Annotated in this window: 16 protein-coding genes; 9 read left to right on the top strand and 7 right to left on the bottom strand. The window is 63.6% G+C overall.

Going from position 1 to position 16,729, the window contains the following annotated elements; all coding sequences use genetic code 11:
- Positions 1-3: 3 nt before the first annotated feature.
- The 4 genes from ACODR8_RS11635 to ACODR8_RS11620 all read right to left on the bottom strand — a co-directional run bounded on the left by ACODR8_RS11635 (position 4) and on the right by ACODR8_RS11620 (position 4,682).
- Positions 4-2,106, bottom strand: a complete 2,103-nt coding sequence (locus tag ACODR8_RS11635) for a PKD domain-containing protein (RefSeq protein WP_489007383.1) — start codon at positions 2,104-2,106, stop codon at positions 4-6.
- A 25-nt stretch (positions 2,107-2,131) separates the two neighbouring features.
- Positions 2,132-3,079 (bottom strand): acyl-CoA dehydrogenase family protein, encoded by a 948-nt coding sequence (locus tag ACODR8_RS11630; RefSeq protein WP_489007382.1) that lies wholly within the window; start codon positions 3,077-3,079, stop codon positions 2,132-2,134.
- On the bottom strand, positions 3,076-4,269 hold the full coding sequence (locus ACODR8_RS11625) for an acyl-CoA dehydrogenase family protein (protein ID WP_489007381.1): 1,194 nt from the start codon (positions 4,267-4,269) through the stop codon (positions 3,076-3,078). The genes ACODR8_RS11630 and ACODR8_RS11625 overlap by 4 nt, the downstream gene beginning before the upstream one ends.
- 92 nt (positions 4,270-4,361) lie before the next feature.
- Positions 4,362-4,682 carry a Rieske (2Fe-2S) protein gene (locus ACODR8_RS11620; RefSeq protein WP_489007380.1) on the bottom strand — a complete coding sequence of 107 codons (321 nt, stop codon included), beginning with the start codon at positions 4,680-4,682 and terminating at the stop codon, positions 4,362-4,364.
- 116 nt (positions 4,683-4,798) lie between these two features.
- Between ACODR8_RS11620 and ACODR8_RS11615 the strand changes: the two genes are divergently transcribed.
- A complete protein-coding gene (locus ACODR8_RS11615) occupies positions 4,799-5,944 on the top strand; it encodes an acyl-CoA dehydrogenase family protein (RefSeq protein ID WP_489007379.1) in 1,146 nt (381 codons plus the stop codon).
- Complete coding sequence (locus tag ACODR8_RS11610) at positions 5,944-6,858, top strand: acyl-CoA dehydrogenase family protein (protein WP_489007378.1); 915 nt, start codon at positions 5,944-5,946, stop codon at positions 6,856-6,858. Before ACODR8_RS11615 ends, ACODR8_RS11610 begins: the two co-directional genes overlap by 1 nt.
- Here the strand turns inward: ACODR8_RS11610 and ACODR8_RS11605 are convergent.
- Together ACODR8_RS11605 and ACODR8_RS11600 are read right to left on the bottom strand one after the other, a co-directional pair.
- Positions 6,855-8,252, bottom strand: coding sequence for an aromatic ring-hydroxylating oxygenase subunit alpha (locus ACODR8_RS11605; protein ID WP_489007377.1), 1,398 nt, complete (start codon positions 8,250-8,252; stop codon positions 6,855-6,857). The two genes, ACODR8_RS11610 and ACODR8_RS11605, sit on opposite strands and share 4 nt — an antisense overlap.
- 114 nt (positions 8,253-8,366) lie before the next feature.
- Positions 8,367-9,527 (bottom strand): CaiB/BaiF CoA transferase family protein, encoded by a 1,161-nt coding sequence (locus ACODR8_RS11600; protein WP_489007504.1) that lies wholly within the window; start codon positions 9,525-9,527, stop codon positions 8,367-8,369.
- Between the two features lie 183 nt (positions 9,528-9,710).
- Here ACODR8_RS11600 and ACODR8_RS11595 point away from each other — a divergent pair, with 183 nt between their 5' ends.
- The 7 genes from ACODR8_RS11595 to ACODR8_RS11565 are packed head-to-tail and all read left to right on the top strand — an operon-like array spanning position 9,711 to position 15,786.
- Positions 9,711-10,877 carry an acyl-CoA dehydrogenase family protein gene (locus ACODR8_RS11595; RefSeq protein WP_489007376.1) on the top strand — a complete coding sequence of 389 codons (1,167 nt, stop codon included), beginning with the start codon at positions 9,711-9,713 and terminating at the stop codon, positions 10,875-10,877.
- A gap of 14 nt (positions 10,878-10,891) precedes the next feature.
- Positions 10,892-11,785, top strand: coding sequence for an HpcH/HpaI aldolase/citrate lyase family protein (locus ACODR8_RS11590; RefSeq protein WP_489007375.1), 894 nt, complete (start codon positions 10,892-10,894; stop codon positions 11,783-11,785).
- Positions 11,782-13,038: an acetyl-CoA hydrolase/transferase family protein gene (locus ACODR8_RS11585; RefSeq protein WP_489007374.1), complete on the top strand. Its 1,257-nt coding sequence runs from the start codon at positions 11,782-11,784 to the stop codon at positions 13,036-13,038. Before ACODR8_RS11590 ends, ACODR8_RS11585 begins: the two co-directional genes overlap by 4 nt.
- 2 nt (positions 13,039-13,040) lie before the next feature.
- Entirely contained in the window at positions 13,041-13,808 is a 768-nt protein-coding gene (locus ACODR8_RS11580; protein WP_489007373.1) for an enoyl-CoA hydratase/isomerase family protein, read from the top strand.
- 18 nt (positions 13,809-13,826) lie between these two features.
- Positions 13,827-15,158: an aromatic ring-hydroxylating oxygenase subunit alpha gene (locus ACODR8_RS11575; RefSeq protein ID WP_489007372.1), complete on the top strand. Its 1,332-nt coding sequence runs from the start codon at positions 13,827-13,829 to the stop codon at positions 15,156-15,158.
- Between the two features lie 53 nt (positions 15,159-15,211).
- Complete coding sequence (locus tag ACODR8_RS11570; protein ID WP_489007371.1) at positions 15,212-15,469, top strand: ribbon-helix-helix domain-containing protein; 258 nt, start codon at positions 15,212-15,214, stop codon at positions 15,467-15,469.
- Between the two features lie 5 nt (positions 15,470-15,474).
- Positions 15,475-15,786, top strand: coding sequence for a type II toxin-antitoxin system RelE/ParE family toxin (locus ACODR8_RS11565; RefSeq protein WP_489007370.1), 312 nt, complete (start codon positions 15,475-15,477; stop codon positions 15,784-15,786).
- 70 nt (positions 15,787-15,856) lie between these two features.
- Here the strand turns inward: ACODR8_RS11565 and ACODR8_RS11560 are convergent, their stop codons facing one another.
- Positions 15,857-16,702: a TauD/TfdA dioxygenase family protein gene (locus ACODR8_RS11560; RefSeq protein ID WP_489007369.1), complete on the bottom strand. Its 846-nt coding sequence runs from the start codon at positions 16,700-16,702 to the stop codon at positions 15,857-15,859.
- Positions 16,703-16,729: the final 27 nt, after the last annotated feature.

Raw genomic sequence — 16,729 nt, 5'->3', positions numbered from 1 at the left:
CGCCTACTCCACCACGACCCGCACCCGTCCCAGATTCTGGATGCGGGCAAAGGGCGTGGCGGGATCGCCCTGCCGCTGCGATACCACCCGCAGCGCCGGGAAATAGGTGCCGGGTCGGGTGAAGCTGTGGCTCGCCTTGATCGTCACGGGCTCGCCTGCGCGGCGGGGCAGGGCGGCCTTGACCGGGAATGTCCCGTCACCTTCGAAATCCCATTCCGCCGCCACGATCCGCCCCGCACCGGGCGGCACGGCGATGCTGGCAACAAAGGCGACGGGCGCGCCGGGCTTCACCACTGCCTTCACGCCGCCATTGGCGCTCACCTGCGCGACCGGCTGAATGCCCTTGCGCGCCGCTGCATCGGCCGGAACGATCACCTGCCCATCATCGATACGATAAACCGTGCTGGCGGGCGGCGCGATGCCCCTTTCGACCCAGGCCGACAGGTCACGCAGCGCCTGTTGCAGCACGCCCAGATAGCTGACCGTGCGGGTCGGGTCGTCCTGCCTGCTGCTGTCGCCATGCAGCGCATGGTCGGTAAACCACAGCCGTACATTATCGTCCGTCGCCGCGCCCAGATAGGCTGCGATCCGCTGGCGATACCAGTCCGCCTGCCATGGCATCGCCTCGCGATCCCACAGATTTTCCACGATGATCATCTTGCCCGCAAATTTGCCGGTCAGTTGCGATCCCGATGTCGCCTGCACGAATAGAGGGCCAAGGATCATCGGCCGTTGCGGATAGATGGGCGTGCCGTCACTCTTGCGGAACTGGTCCCACACCGGAAAGTCGCGGCCAGGCACCTGATGGCGATGATAGGTCTGCGCTGCCAGAAAATTACTATTGTCCACCTGCACGCGATCGCCCGCCTTCACGCTGGCGGCCAGCGCCGGATCGGCCACGCCCAGGATGACGACATCCCCCACGATCCGGCTGAGCGCCAGCCGCCGACCATCGGCCAATATCAGGTCGCCGCCCAGAAAATCGACCGGCGGCGGCGCGCTCGACAGGCGATAGGCGACGATGCGTTGCGCCCCTTCGCCCTGCAACGCGGCAAAGGCGTTATCCACCCCGCCATCCTTGCGCCCATCCACCACGCTGGTGTTGAGCTTCAATCCCGCCGCCTCCGCCGCAGTGATCGCCGCTGTCACCTGCGCCTTGTGCTGCACCCGCGCGCCGTCGAAATCGCGGGGATTGTCGAAGCCCAGATAGCCCGGCTTGGTCCAGAAATCGGTGAAATAGCCGGGATCGGCCATCACCATGCCCTGATAGAGCGCGGCAAAGCCATGCACACCCATGGTGCGATAGCCAAACCAGGATGGCGTCGGGAACCCCATCTTCGTCACTTCGCGCAGCGCGGCGGCCTCGCGTGCGGTCAGGCCTGCATAGGGATCACCGCTACCGCCCGGCTCGACCGCGTCGATGATCCGGGGCCAGCGATCCTTCAAAATGCGCATCGCGTGCATCCGCACGGTGAACATGTTGGGGATCGCCATGGTCGATCCCATGACATAGGGGACCACCCCGTCCCACACGCCGACGCTATTTTCGATCGACCCGATCGTGCGAAACGCGCCGCCGCTGCCGCCATAGGCATAGCCATAAGGGCGCTTGCCGCCGTACATTTTCTGCGCCACCGCCCGCGAATAGGTGGCCGCCGCGGCATTGGCGCGCCACGCAGCGATGGTCGGGTCCACGCGCGTCCCCGGCATCCCCACCTGATTACGCCCGCCGCCATTGGTTTCGACGAAATAGCCGCCGGACGCGAGCGCGAAGCCGACCTTGTCCTCCTCGCCGACGCTGGGCAACTGGCCGTTATTTTCGCTGTCGGGGACGGGGGTGATATGCTGGAAGAAGCGGCCCTGATAATGCGCCTTGTCAGGGAAATAGAAGGAAAAGCGCGTGTCCGTGCCGGTAAAGCCGCCATGGACATAGCGGTGCCGCACAGGTGCGTCGCGCCATTCATCCTTGTCGATATAGGGCTGGGCAAACAGCGCGTCAGCCGCCGGGGCGGGGGCGGCTGGCTGTGTCACCTTGTCTGCTCCGGCTGGTGCCACCAGCAACAGCGATAGCGTCGCGAATCCCGCGACCATCAACCCAGCCTTCATGCCCTTATCCTCTCGGTCGTGCCGGTCAGGCGGTCATCGCCTGCCGTCCTCTGGCTTCGTCCCACTGGTCTCCATCCCCACCCAGCACGGCGTTCAGCGTCGCGCGTTGCAGGAACAGGTGGCAGGGATGCTCCATGGTCAGGCCAATGCCGCCATGCAGCTGGATCGCCTCCTCGGCGATCAGCCGATAGACGCCCGCCGCATGGGCCTTCATCGCCCCCATCGTCACCGCATCTGCAGCGTCATCCCCGGCCCGCGCCCAGAACAGCGCCTCGGCTGCGACCAGCGCGGTTTTCATGTCGGCGACGCGATGTTTCAATGCCTGAAACAGCGCCAAAGGCCGGTCGAACTGCCGCCGCGTCTCCAGATAGTCGATCGTCATCGCCAGCGCCGCATCGGCCCCGCCCAGACAATCGCCCGCCAGCGCCACGCTGCGCAGCGCCGACAGCCGGTCGGCAATTGCCGTCGCGGCATTCCCCTGCGCCAGCACGATGCCCGTGGCATCGCCCACATCGACATCGAACAGCCGCCTGGTCTGGTCCCAGGTCGCCCGCGCAGTGATGGTCAAATCTTCGACGGGCAGCAAGGACACGATCCCCGCCTCGACCCGCAGCACATGACTCGCACGGTCCGCATCCGGCACCGCGCTCAGCCCCTCGGTAAGCGATGCCGACATCATCTCGCCCGCCATCGCCCGGCCCAGCAGTTCATCCTGCCCGCCAGCCGCGCTCAGCGCTTCGATCACCAGCATCTGCGCAATTGCCGGCCCCGCCACCAATGTCCGCCCCAGCGCCTGATGGATCACGCCCACCGCTTCTCGCCCCAGGCCCAGTCCGCCCTGATCCTCCGGCACGGCCATCATCAGCCATCCCATCTCTGCGATCAGGTTCCAGCTATGCGCCGCATCGGGGGTCAGGTCGCCGTCAAACGCCTTGGCCGCGGCATCCTGCAATTCGGCTCTGGTCATGCTCATGCCACGCCCTCCTTCGCAACCCAGTTTTTGGGTTCGCGCGGCATCCCCAGCAGCCGTTCGGCGATGATATTGCGCTGCACCTCGTCGCTGCCGCCCGCGATCGTCCAGGCATAGCTGTTCATGAAATCGGCCATCCAGTTGCCCGTCTCCATCCCCCCGCCAAAGGTGATCGGCGCATGATATTGCGCCTCCAGTCCGCCGATCCGCAGCCCCAGCGACGTGAAATCGCGCAGCGTGCGCGAATAGGCGAGCTTCACGATCGAAGCGTCACCGACCCGTTCCTCGCCTGCGATCCGACTGGCCAGAAACTGGTCGGCCACCGCGCAGGTCGCATCGACCTTGCTCGCCAGCCGCCCGAAATCGCGCAGCACGCCCGCATCCTCGCCGCGCCCGTTCGCGCGAATAAGGTCGCCGATCCGCCACAGCGCTCCGCGCATCCGCGCGCTCAGCTCCAGCAGGGTCAGTCCGCGCTCGGACGACAGGGTCGATTGCGCCACGGCCCAGCCTTGGCCTTCCTCGCCCAGCCGGTTGGCGACCGGTATCTCGACATTGTCGAGAAAGATTTCGGCAAATTCCTCGTCACCATGAATCTGGTGGATCGGCCGCGCGGTCACGCCCGGTGCCTTCAGGTCCAGCAGCAAATAGGTCAGCCCGGCCTGCTTCACGCCCTCGCTGCTCGTGCGCACCAGCAACAGGCACTGGTCGGCAAATTGCCCCATGGTCGACCAGAGTTTCTGGCCATTGACGACATAGACATCGCCTTTGCGCTCGGCCCGCGTGCGCAGCGCCGCCAGGTCCGACCCCGCGCCCGGCTCGGAAAAGCCCTGACACCAGATTTCGCCTTCCAATATGCGCGGAATATAGCGTTGCTGCTGTTCCTCGCTGCCCCATTCGAACAGGGTGGACGCGGCATGGTAGGTGGACATGAAGGACAGAAGCAGGCGCGGCGTATCGGCCCGCGCAAACTCCTCGTAAATCACCTTCTGCTCGGCCAGTGACCGCCCGCCCCCCGGCCAGTCTTCCGGCCAGTGCGGCACGGCATAGCCGCCCTTCGCCAGCGTCGCGAACCAGCTGCGCTGCAACTCCAGAAAGGCCGCCTCGCTCGTGCTGCGCGCGCGCCAGTCCTTTGGCGCATGAACGGCAAGCCAGTCGCGCACCTCCTGCCGCAAGCTGTCCAGTGCGTCGCTCAAAGTCCCGTGCCTCCAGTCATTATGGATCAGCTAGGCAGCAGTTCGGCCCTCTCGCGCAAGGGGCGCAGCCGCAATATCCCCAAGGCGATGGCCTACAATGCCACCTCGATCATCCCGTCCACCACCCGCACGGCATAGGTGGCGATCGGGTCGCGGGCTGGCCCGGTCAGCGCTTCGCCGGTCTCCAGATCGAACCGTGCGCCATGCGCGGGACAGGCAATCCAGCCCAGCCGCATCCGCCCGCACGCCAGTGGCTCCTGCGCGTGCGAACAGAGATTATCGAGCGCATGGATGCGCCCCTCAAAATGGCAGAGCATGATGGCGCGCCCGCCTGCCTCCACGGCTATGGCTTTGCCGTCCGGCACATCGTCCAGCGGCAGCAGGGGGGTGAAGCGGGCATCGTCCATATCCATGCCCTCCATTTTTACCGCCGCGCTCCGCTTGTCCAAGCCTCGATGCGCCATATCACCGGGGCGTTCTCTTGCGCGCGCGTCTATTCTCGCCCCGCGGCATCCCTTAATCACCATGCATGGACTTTGCATGGACAGAACAGGAAACCGCCTTCCGCGATCGGCTGCGCGCGCTGCTTGCCGACACGCTGCCGGACGACTGGGAGCGTTTCTCGCAGCACGGCCCGGCTTCGCCTGCGCTCACCAAATATGCCGAAACCTTCTGCGGCACGCTGGCGGAGCAAGGCCTGCTGATTCCCCACTGGCCGGTGGAACTGGGTGGGCAAGGGCTGGACCCATGGCACCAGACGATCCTGGCCGAAGAAATGTGGATCGCGGGCGAACCGCGTGGCGGCCAATATATGAACGTCAACTGGATCGGCCCGACGCTGATCCGCTACGGCTCCCCCGACCAGCAGGCGCGCTATCTGCCGCCGATTGCGGAAGGCAAGGCGCTCTGGTGCCAGGGCTTTTCCGAACCCGGCTCCGGCTCCGACCTCGCCTCGCTGCGTACCCGCGCAGAACGAGACGGTGACACATATCGCGTCAACGGCCAGAAAATCTGGACAAGCTATGCAGGCCTTGCCGACACCTGTTTCCTCGTCTGCCGCACCAGTGACGATCGCAAGCGCGGCATCTCCATCCTGCTCGTGCCGATGGACACGCCCGGCATCACCGTCCGACAAATTCCCTCGCTGATCGGCGAGGGCGACATTCACGAAGTCTTTTTCGACGACGTCACCGTTCCGGTCACGGCCCGTCTGGGCGATGAGGGCCAAGCGTGGGAGATTATCGGCTATTCGCTGACCAACGAACGGCTCGGCATCCCCCGTTACGCGCTGGCCCGCGCCGCGCTCGACCGCGCCGTTGCGGTGCTGAAGGGGCAGGGAGAATTTGACGGCGAAGCGGTGAAAATCGAAGCCGCCCACGCCGCCGCCCTCACCGAAGCCGCGCGCATGGCCAGCTACGCCATTGTCGACCGCCGCGCCAAGGGCGAAGCGATCGGTGCGGAATCCAGCTCTGCCCGCTTCGCCACCGTCATGGCCGAACGGCGCGTGTGCGAATTCATCGTCGAATATCTTCCGCAAGCGCTGGCCGATGCGCATCCCTATCTCAAGATGCACCACCAGCGTGGCATCGTCGCGGGCATCGCGGCGGGGGCAGCGGAAATCCAGCTCAACATCATCGCCACCGATGTCCTCAAATTGCCACGGGAGCCGCGCTGATGAACCTCTCGCTCACCGACGATCAGGTCGCGATCCTCGATGCGATCGACACGCTGACCCGCCCCTATGCTGGTGCCTCGCTGCATGAAGCAGGCTTCGCTTTGCCGGACGCGCAGCTCGACCGTGATCTCGCCGAAGGCGGCTTCCTCGACATCGGCTTCGATCCCGATCTGGGCGCAGTGTCCGCCGCGCTGGTGGTCGAACGCCTCGCCCGTCTGCCCCAAACGGTCGAAGCCGCCGCCAGCGCGCTGATCCGCCCGCTGCTCGGCGATGATCTGCCCCGCCCGCTCTGCCTGGTGGAGGAAGGCCGCACCACGCGTCCCGTCCGCTTCCTGCGCGAAGGTGCGACCGTCTTGATCGTCGGCCCGTCCGGTGTCTCCACCTTCACGGCCACGGCAGAACAGGTCCGTGCCGAACCCGAAGCGCTCTACGGCTATCCCATGGCCACGCTGTTCGCTGTGCCAACCGACCGTACTCCGCACGCCATCCCCGCCGATGAAGTCCTGACCCGCTGGCGCATCGCGCTAGCCGCCGAAGCTTCCGGCCTGCTCGCCGCCGCGCTCGACAGCACGGTCGCCCATGTCACCGACCGCCAGCAATTTGGCCGCCCCCTCGCCACCTTCCAGGCGCTACGCCACCGCCTTGCCGAAGCGCAGGTGCGCGCCAATGGTGTGCGTTGGCTGGCGCTCAAAGCCGCAGCCACGCTCGACCCCGGCGATGCCGCGCTCGCCGCGCTGCACGCCCAGGAATCGGCCCGCGCGACCGTCTATGATTTCCACCAATTCTTCGGCGCGATGGGCGTGACGCTGGAACATCCGCTCCACCTGTGGACCTACCGCCTCAAGGCGCTGATCGGCGACCTGCGCGGCCGCGGCGGGCAGGCGCTGGCCGCCGCGGCCGCCCTTTGGCCCTAAAACCCCAGATCCAGTATCGGTCCGTCGAAATTCCCCGCCAGCTTCTGCGTCGCCGCGCTCAACTTCTCCGGCTCCACGCCCTTCAGATAGCCGTCGATGATCCGCTGATAGTTGGAAATCAGCCCTTCAATATCCTTCGACAGTCGCATGAAATCGAATCCCTTGGCGTGCAGCCCCTTCTGCTGGAGCGGGATATTGCCATAGTCCTGACGCGGGATCATCGGGAACTGATCGCTGTCATAGGGCAGCATCACCGCCTCCATCACCGGCGCGGGTTCTTGGCCTTCCGCGAAATTGGTCAGCGACCATAGCTCGAACAGGCAGCTTTCCGGCCCCAGTGGCCGGATGCGGTATGCCGCCATGCTCGAAAGGAACGGCAGCAGGAAATAGTTGGGGAAGATATATTCCACCGCCTTGACCGGCGTGTTGACCGCAATGTGATTGAGGTCCGCCGCCGGTTCGCCCCGCGCCTGCGCGGCCTGCGTCACGCAATGATTGACCATGCCGAACCACTGCATGATCGCCTGGCCCGGATCTTCGGGCAATTCCACGTCGATCAGCGTGCGCGCCACCGCGACATCCTTGGCATGGCACATCCCCGCCATGCCATCGCTCAGCAACTGCATATGCTCGACCTGATCGACGATATTCTCTTTCATCGACCGGTTGGGGTTGATCGGCACGCCGATCCCGCCCGTATCCATGCCATACATCATATTATAGAGGATCGGCACCTTCTGCTGCAATTGCGGATGGGTGCGCATGACATGATAGCCCTCCATGAAGGCTTCCATCGCGATCTTCCAGTTGGCGGGCAGCACCGTGGCAAAGCACCATTCGGCCCGCATCGAGTCGGCATGATAGGCGTCCAGCCCCGCTGCCAGCGGCCCCAGCTGCTGCCGGAAGCCCGGCGCGTCATCATCGAAATTGATGAACACGCAGCCCATCTCGATTTCCGACCGGCACGGCCGCAGCGCCAGGTCACCCTCATCCAGCTGCCCCTCGCTGAACATATGGCGGCCATAGACGAAGGTATTTTTCCCCTCGATATTCCAGCGCCAGCCATGGAAGGGGCAGATGAACCCCTTGCCCTTGCAATTGCCGTGGCTCCCCTCGGTCAGCGGCACGCCGCGATGGCGGCAGGCATTGTGAAAGGCGCGGATGCCGTCCTTGGTCCGCACGATGATGACTGATTGGCCAAGGTTGCTATATTCGATCCAGTCGCCGACTTCCGGCACCTGCTCGATGCGGCAGGCCATCTGCCACACATGGGGCCACAGTTCCTCGCACTCGCGCTTGTAAAAGCCCTCATCATAATAGCGCGGCGTGGGGATGCGTTCGGGATCGGTAATCTCGAACGGAACCGATGTCGTCGCTGCCATAACTTCTGCCATATCACCCTGTCCGCTATTAGCTTTGAGGGCGAAGGGTAAAGACTGGAGAGGGCCGTTCAAGACGGATCGGGCACACCCCCCGCTTCATCGCCGTGGCGGTGGAAATGTCTCGTCCTATAAGGGAGGCCTGCCGATCGCCGCCCTGATCGCATCCCCATGCGCGCCTATTCCCGGCGCACCGCCCGCGACCTTCCCCGGCGTCGCGGAAAACCATGTCGGCACGCCGGGAAAGCGCACGGCGCCATGCTCGGTCTCCACCGTCTCGAAAAAGCCGATCGCGTTCAAATGTTCATTCTCGAACAGCTCGTCCGTGGTGCGCAAAGGCGCCGCCGGAATATGCAAGGATTCCAGCAAATCCAGCCATTCCTGCGTCGTCCGCTGCGCAAACGTCCCGCCCAGCAACCCATAGACCCGGTCGATCTGCTTGGCGCGCTTGGGCAGGCTGTCAAATTCCTCGCTCGCCCATTCCGGCTGCACCGCGCCCATAAAGGCGTTCCAATGCTTGTCATTATAGATCAACGCCGCGACATGGCCGTCCTTGGTCGCATAGGGTTTGCGGTTGCGCGCCACCACGCGGTGATAATGGGCCGGTCCCATCGGCGGATCGAACAGCATCCCGCTGGCATGTTCGGTCAGCATGAACGACGCCATCGTCTCGAACATGCCGACTTCCACCTCCTGCCCCTCGCCGGTGCGCTCGCGGTGGAACAGCGCCATCATCGTGGCATACAGCCCGGTCAGCCCCGCCACCTTGTCGGCGATGATCGTCGCCATGAAATCGGGCTTGCCGGTCATCAATCCCTGCAAATGCGGGATGCCACATTCCGCCTGGATCGTATCGTCATAGGCGGGCTTGTCGCAGTCCGGCCCGCGGCGGCTGTAACCATAGCAATTGGTATAGACGATATCGGGCCTGATCGCCCTGACCGCCGCATAATCGAACCCCAGCCGGGCGATCGCCTTGCCCCGCATCGAATGAATGAAGATGTCGGCCGTTGCGATCAGCGCGCGCAGCACATCCTTGTCCGCCTCTTGGGCCAGGTCCAGCACGATGCTGCGCTTGCCGCGATTGACGTTGGTGAACACGCCGCCCAGGTCTGGCGCATTGCCGCTGTTGATGAACCGGGTCTGGTCGCCCCCCGGCTGCTCGACCTTGATGACGTCCGCGCCCATGTCGGCCATGATCTGCGTCGCATAGGGGCCAAAGACCATCGCGGTCAGATCGACCACCCGCACCCCCGTCAGCGGCCCGCCATGTGCCTTCGGCTCGCCCATTTCACTCTCCTGTTTCATGCCATCGGGCTAAAACAAGGTGCGGGCCGACGCCATGGGCAACCACTTCGCCCCACCGATATGTAAAATGTTGAACAGCTGTTCGATTGTGCGTCCGGCCTGCCACTGATAGCCCGAACATAGGAAAACAGGCGCCGCAACGGCGCGGCAAGCAGGGCCAGAAACGTGGATTTTGCCTTTACCGACGACCAGCAGAATATTCGCGACGCCGTGCTGGCCCAATGCAGCACGTTTAGCGACGATTATTGGCTGGCACGCGATCATGACGCCCAATTCCCCGTCGATTTCTACCGCGCGATGGCGCAGGCGGGCTGGCTGGGCGTCGCCATGCCGGAATCGGTCGGCGGCGCTGGCCTTGGCATCACCGAAGCGGCGATCATGATGCAGGCGGTGGCCGAAGCGGGCGGCGGCATGACCGCCGCGTCCACCATCCACGGCCCGGTATTCAGCCTGGAGCCGATCGACCTGTTCGGGACGGAGGAACAGAAGCAGCGGATGATCCCGCCGATCCTGTCGGGCGAAGAAAAGATGTGCTTTGCCGTCACCGAACCCAATACCGGTCTCGACACGACCAAGCTCAAGACCCGCGCCGTGCGGGAGGTGGGCGGCTACCGCGTCAATGGGGAGAAGATCTGGATCACCAACGCCCATGTCGCAGACCGGATGATGCTGCTCGCCCGCACCACGCCGATCGACGAGGTGGAGAACAAGACCCATGGTCTTTCGCTCTTCTTCACCAAACTTGACCGCACGAAGATCGAGCATCGGCTGATCCCGAAAATGGGCCGCCACGCCGTCGGCTCCAACATGCTGTTCATCAATGATCTTTTCATCCCGCAAGAGGACCGCATTGGCGAAGAGGGACAGGGCTTTCGCATCATCCTCAAAGGGCTGAACCCCGAACGCATATTGCTGGGGGCCGAAGCGATCGGCATCGGTCGCAACGCGATCCAGCGCGCAGCACGCTATGCCCGCGAACGCATCGTGTTCGACCGGCCGATCGGCATGAATCAGGGTATCCAGCACCCGCTCGCCAAATGCTGGGCGCAGTTGGAGGCCGCCAACCTGATGGTGATGCAGGCCGCGACCAAATTCGACAAGGGTGAGGATTGCGGCATCGAGGCGAACGCGGGCAAATATCTCGCCGCCGAATTCGCGTTCGAAGCGTGCCATACCGCCATGCTGACGCTGGGCGGCATGGGCTATGCGCAGGAATATCATGTCGAACGGCTGCTGCGCGAAGTGCTGATTCCGCGCACCGCGCCGGTCAGCCCGCATATGATACTTAACTTTCTCGCCGAAAAAGTGTTGGACTTGCCCAAATCCTACTGACCGGAGAGAAGATCATGTCCACCCCCCCCAACCTCTCGATCAAGATGCGCTCATGGCTGTTCGCGCCCGGCGACAGCGACAAGAAGATGGCCAAGGCAGCCGACAGCGCCGCCGACATCGCACTCTTCGATCTGGAAGATGCCGTCGCGACCGAAAATAAGCCGCTCGCGCGCAAACTCGTTCACGATTTTCTCGCCAGCCGCACGCAAGGCCGCGAACGGCTGTGGGTGCGGGTCAATCCGCTCGATGGCCCTTATACCCTGCTCGATCTTGCTGCGATCATGCCCGCCCGGCCCGGCGGCATCATGCTGCCCAAAGTCTATGGCCGGCAGGATGTCGATCGGCTCGACCATTATCTCTCCGCACTCGAAGTCGCCAACGGCATCGATGAAGGCTCCACTCCGCTGATCGTGCTGGTTACCGAAACCGCCGAAGCCATGTTCCACACCGGCAGCTACAAGGACGCGCCGCGCGTCGTCGCTTTGACCTGGGGCGCGGAGGATCTGGCTGACTCGATCGGTGCCAGCGACAACCGCAATCCCGACGGCAGCTATGGCTTCACCTATGAACTCGCGCGCTCCATGTGCCTGCTCGGCGCTGCCACCGCAGGCGTGACCGCGATCGAAACGATCCAGGGCGATTTCCGCGATCTCGATGGTCTCAAGGCCCGCGCCGAAAAGGTCCGTCGCGACGGCTATCGCGGCATGTTGGCGATCCATCCGGCGCAGGTCGACGTCATCAACGCCGCCTTCACCCCTACCGCCGAGGAAATCGCCCAGGCGCAGGAAATTGTTGATATATTTGCCAAAAATCCCGGCGTTGGCGCGATTGGCTACAAGGGCGGGATGCTCGATCGCCCCTATCTCAGCCGTGCTGAACAACTGCTCAAACAGGCCGGTGCAACATGACCACATATGTCCAGCTTGGTGTCGGGTTAAGGCCCGGCGACCATATCGTCCTGGGCCAGGCCTGCGGCGAACCCACCACATTGGTGGAGGCGCTGATCGAACAGGGCCGGGAAATTCCCGGCCTGTCCGCCTTCATCGCCACCAGCTTCTCCGGCCTCTTCACCCCCGCCACCGCTGAGAGCTTCGCCCTCTCCAGCATGGGCGCGATCGGTGCGTTGCGGTCGATGACCAAGGCAGGCAAGCTCCAGGTCATCCCCGTCCATGTCAGCCAGGTCGGCCCGCTCATCACCGCCGGGATCATCCCCTGCGACGTCGCGATGATTCAGGTCAGTCCCGCCGACGAACATGGCAATCATAGCTGCGGCCTGATCAGCGATTATGTCCGCGCCGCCGTGGACAAGGCGCGGGTCGTCATCGCCGAAATCAACGAAGCGGTCCCCTTCACACCGGGCGAAACCATCCCGGCCTCCGCGATCGACGTCGCGATTCCCGTCAACCGCCCCCCGGTCGAAGTCGCCCCCGCTGCCATCGGCCCGACCGACGAAGCCATCGCCCGCCATTGCGCCGCTTATATCGGCGACGGCGCTGTCATCCAGACCGGGGTAGGGGCCGTCCCCGACGCCATCCTGCGCTTGCTCCATGACCGCAGGGATCTGGGCGTTCATTCCGGCATGTTGGGCGATGGCCTGGTCGATCTGGTCGAGGCAGGCGTCATCACCAACGCCCGCAAGGAAGTCGATCGCGGTGTCTCGATCAACGGCGCGTTGATCGGCACCAAGCGTCTCTACGACTGGGCGCATCGCAACCCCACAATCCGCATGTGCGCGACCAGCTACACCCATGACGCGGCGGTGCTGGGCCGCCTCTCGCGCCTCGTCACCATCAACAGCGCGCTGGAGGTGGACCTCACCGGACAGGTCAATGCCGAACAATCGGGCGCAGCCTATCTGGGCGGAACCGGTGGCCAGGTCGATTTCGTCCGCGCCGGGGCAAGGTCGCCCGGCGGCCGCTCGATCATTGCGCTATCTGCCTCGGCCAAGGGCGGCACGCTCAGCAAGATTGTTGGCCAACTCTCCGGCCCGGTCACCACGGCCCGCACCGATGTGGACGTCATCGTTACCGAATATGGCGCGGCCGAACTCAAGGGGCAGAGCCTCGCCGAACGCACCCGCCGTCTGATCGCCATCGCCCATCCCGACTTCCGCAAGGAACTGGACCGGGCTGCCCATGTCATTGCGCAAAGGGGATTTTGATCATGACCGACGCCGTCCTCTTCGACGCCCGCGCCGATGGCATCGCCATCCTGACGATCAACCGCCCCGACCAGCGCAACTGCCTCAGCCGCGAAGTTCGCGACGGGCTGCGCGATGCCTGGGCGCGGTTCGAAGCCGCCCCCGGACTGCGCGTCGCAATCCTGACCGGATCGGGCGACAAGGCTTTCTGCGCGGGCGGCGATCTGAAGGAAATGGTCGAAACCGGCATGACCGTCCCGCCGCGCGCCATGTTCCCCTTGCCCTATGACAGCATCGAACTGAGCAAGCCGACCATCGCCGCCGTCAATGGGGTAGCCTTTGCCGGTGGCTGGATGATTGCCCAAGCCTGCGACCTCTGCGTCGCCAGCACGAGCGCGCGTTTTGCCATTACCGAGGTCAAGGTCGGCCGCGCCTCGCCCTGGGCTGCGCCGCTCATTCACATGATCCCGCAGCGGATCATGATGGAGATCATCCTGACCGGCAAGCCGATCACTGCCCAACGCGCTTATGAGATCGGCCTGGTCAACCGTCTTGCCGAACCCGACGCATTGCTCGACACGGCGCTGGCACTCGCGGCAGAGATACTCGACGGTGCGCCCTTGTCGGTGAAGGCCGGGCGCGACACCGTGATGCTCGCCACCGAAATGGGCCGCGCCGCCGCGCTCCAGGCCGCCCGGGCGGCTTCCGAATATACATATATGAGCCAGGACGCGCAGGAAGGCCCACGCGCCTTCGCCGAAAAACGCCCCCCCAACTGGCAGGGCCGATAGATGACAAGCGAGGATGTTATGACAGATCTCACCAAGCCGGTCACCGTCCCGGTCGAAGCCTATGTGTCGCGCGACTATGCTCGCGCCGAGCAGGACCACCTCTGGCGCAAGGTCTGGCTACAGGCCGCCCGGCTGGAGGACATCCCCAATGTCGGCGACTTTGTCACCTACGATATTCTCGAAGACTCGGTCATCGTCATGCGTACCGGCCCGGACGAGCTGCGCGCCTTCCACAATGTCTGTCCCCATCGCGGCCGCCGCCTGATCGACACGCCGCCCGGCGCCCGCAATGCGCGTGGCAACCGGACGAGCATCATCTGCGGCTTCCACGGCTGGACCTTCGACAGACAGGGACAATGCAGCTTCGTCAACCATCAGGACGATTGGCAGGGCAAGCTGACGGCGGAGCGCACGGCGCTGGGCAAGGTGCAGGTCGATACATGGGGCGGCTGGGCTTGGATCACGCTCAATCCCGATGCGAAATCGCTTACCGACTATCTGGGCGTCGTGCCGGAGATGCTTGACCCGTTCGGCCTCCAGAATATGCGCTATCGCTGGCGCAAATGGATCATCTTCGACTGCAACTGGAAGGTGGCGTTGGAAGCCTTCAGCGAAACCTATCATGTCCAGACCACCCACCCCGAATTCAACGCATTTGGCGAATTTCGCGGCTGGTCACGCCAGCACGGCCTGCACAGCAATATCGGCTATGACGCGCCCAAAAATATGGACGAAAATCAGGCCAAGCTGCGTATCGGGTCGGGCGAGGACCCGCGCCTGTCGACAGCAGAAATGCAGCTTTTCACTTGGGAAAATGCCAACACCAATACGACGATGACGCTGGTGAACGCCGCCACCCGCCTGAAGGACGAACTGCCCGAAGGCACGCCCGCGCCGCAGGTGCTGCAACACTGGCTTGCCTCCGCCCGCGCTGATGACGAAAGGCGGGGCGTCATCTGGCCGGCCGTAGAGCCTGCCCATACCGCCAGGAGCGGCACTGCCTGGCAGATCTTCCCCAATTTCCAGATCGGGCATGCCGTCAACAACATGCTCTGCTATTCCGCCCGCCCCTATCAGGGCGACCCCGACAAATGCATTTTTGAGGCTGCGGTCTACGAACTCTTCCCGGAAGGCCAAGCGCCCGCGACCGAGTGGGAATATACCCCGCCCGAAGCCTGGCCCCCGGTCCTGCAACAGGATTTCACCAACATGGCGGCTGTCCAGCAGGGCATGAAAAATATTGGCTTCCGCGGCACCCAGCCCAACCCTTATATGGAACGATCGGTCGCCGGCCTCCACCAGAATCTGGCGCGTTACATGGGGACGGGCGCACCCCGACCGATCTATTGACCTGCTTGTCCCGTCCTCGATATTCATTATATTGAGGACAGGGAGAAAGCGCCATGTCCAAACCGATGACTCTCAACGTGCGGGTAAGCGGCGCACTCAGCGACTTCGTAGCCGCCAATGTCAGTGACGCTGGAGCCTATGACAATGTCAGCGAATATGTCCGCGACCTGATCCGCCGTGACAAGGAGCGGGTGGAAGCCGATCACTTTGCCCGCTTGAAAGCCGAACTGACGCGCGCCTTTGCCGCACCGGATTCAAGCTATCAGACGTTGGATGTCGAAACGGTCATCGCCCACAACCGTCGTCCCTGAAACCGGTGGCCACATTCCGGGTACAGGAAGCGGCGGGTCGTCGGCTGGACGAAATCTATATCTACACTCGCGACACCTGGGGCGAAGCGCAGGCTGAACAATATATCCGCGCATTGTTCGGCCAGTTTGAAGCGATCGCGGCGCGGGGCGTCATGTGGCGCGCGATCCCGGCGGAATTTGGTGTGGACGGCTATTATTGCCGGTTCGAGCATCATTATATCTACTGGCGGATCTTGCCAGACGGCGCGGTCGGGATCGTGACGATCCTCCACAAACGGATGCACCAGATGGATCGCTTCCGCGACGATCTGCCCTGATACGCGAACAAACGAGAAGCCCGCCGCCGTTCCCGGCAGCGGGCTTCCAAGTCGTCCAAATTACCGCCGCTTATTCAAACGGTTCTTCGCCCTGCAACTTGGTGCGGTGCATCATGCGGTTGCAGGTCGGGTCATAGGCCTCGGCGCGGTGCATGGTGCCGGTATTGTCCCAGATCACCAGATCGCCAACGCTCCAGTCGTGGCTGTAGCTGAATTCTTCCTGCGTCGCCCATTCGCGCAGGCCGACGAGAATTTCCGCGCTCTTCATCGGCGTGACGTCCAGCACGCGGTGTGCGGTGCAGCCCAGAACCAGTGATTTGCGGCCTGACTTGTGGTTCCAAACCAGCGGCAGTTCATTCTCGCCGATCCGCTGCATCCCCTGGATCTTTGCCAGGCTGGGTTCCGGCTCATAATAGAATACGGTCGCCCAGACCGAATGGATCACGCGCAGCTTTTCATATTCCGCCTTCTGCTCGTCGCTCAGCGCGTCATAGGCTGCATAGGTGTTGCAGAAACCGGTATTGCCGCCCCAAGTCGCCTTGACCTTGCACGACAGCAGCGACGCCAGGATCGGCGTGTCGTTCATGGTGCCGTCGATATGCCAATAGAGCGAGCCTTTGAGATATTCGGCGCTCTGCGGGTTTTCCTTCACGTCCAGCGTGATCTTGTGGATCTTGTGGTTGGTGCCGTCCTGCATTTCCGGCGCGAACGTACCCAGCGTCTTGGTGAAGGCGATCTGCTCATCGTCGTTAAAGTCGATCTTGGGAAACACCAGCACGCCGCGCTGTTCCAGCAATTCGCGAATCTGTGGACCCAGATCGCCCGCCAGCAACTCTTCCTTGCTGTTCAGGATGCGGCTGCCGATCTTCGGCTTGATCTCTTCATGCGCAAAGCGCGTGATCGCGGTGGTTGCCATGTCCGACTCTCCTCAGTCTTGCCTGTG

The organism is Sphingobium sp. FG58 (assembly GCF_057809055.1).
Note: the sequence above shows the minus strand (reverse complement) of the source record. Positions and strands in the feature narration are given on the sequence as shown.

Excerpts from the sequence above, each read along its gene's own strand:
- ACODR8_RS11635 (WP_489007383.1), bottom strand. The coding sequence starts at position 2,106 with ATGAAGGCTGGGTTGATGGTCGCGGGATTCGCGACGCTATCGCTGTTG.
- ACODR8_RS11630 (WP_489007382.1), bottom strand. The coding sequence starts at position 3,079 with ATGAGCATGACCAGAGCCGAATTGCAGGATGCCGCGGCCAAGGCGTTT.
- ACODR8_RS11620 (WP_489007380.1), bottom strand. The coding sequence starts at position 4,682 with ATGGATATGGACGATGCCCGCTTCACCCCCCTGCTGCCGCTGGACGAT.
- ACODR8_RS11615 (WP_489007379.1), top strand. The coding sequence starts at position 4,799 with ATGGACTTTGCATGGACAGAACAGGAAACCGCCTTCCGCGATCGGCTG.
- ACODR8_RS11610 (WP_489007378.1), top strand. The coding sequence starts at position 5,944 with ATGAACCTCTCGCTCACCGACGATCAGGTCGCGATCCTCGATGCGATC.
- ACODR8_RS11605 (WP_489007377.1), bottom strand. The coding sequence starts at position 8,252 with ATGGCAGAAGTTATGGCAGCGACGACATCGGTTCCGTTCGAGATTACC.
- ACODR8_RS11600 (WP_489007504.1), bottom strand. The coding sequence starts at position 9,527 with ATGGGCGAGCCGAAGGCACATGGCGGGCCGCTGACGGGGGTGCGGGTG.
- ACODR8_RS11590 (WP_489007375.1), top strand. The coding sequence starts at position 10,892 with ATGTCCACCCCCCCCAACCTCTCGATCAAGATGCGCTCATGGCTGTTC.
- ACODR8_RS11585 (WP_489007374.1), top strand. The coding sequence starts at position 11,782 with ATGACCACATATGTCCAGCTTGGTGTCGGGTTAAGGCCCGGCGACCAT.
- ACODR8_RS11580 (WP_489007373.1), top strand. The coding sequence starts at position 13,041 with ATGACCGACGCCGTCCTCTTCGACGCCCGCGCCGATGGCATCGCCATC.
- ACODR8_RS11575 (WP_489007372.1), top strand. The coding sequence starts at position 13,827 with ATGACAGATCTCACCAAGCCGGTCACCGTCCCGGTCGAAGCCTATGTG.
- ACODR8_RS11570 (WP_489007371.1), top strand. The coding sequence starts at position 15,212 with ATGTCCAAACCGATGACTCTCAACGTGCGGGTAAGCGGCGCACTCAGC.
- ACODR8_RS11560 (WP_489007369.1), bottom strand. The coding sequence starts at position 16,702 with ATGGCAACCACCGCGATCACGCGCTTTGCGCATGAAGAGATCAAGCCG.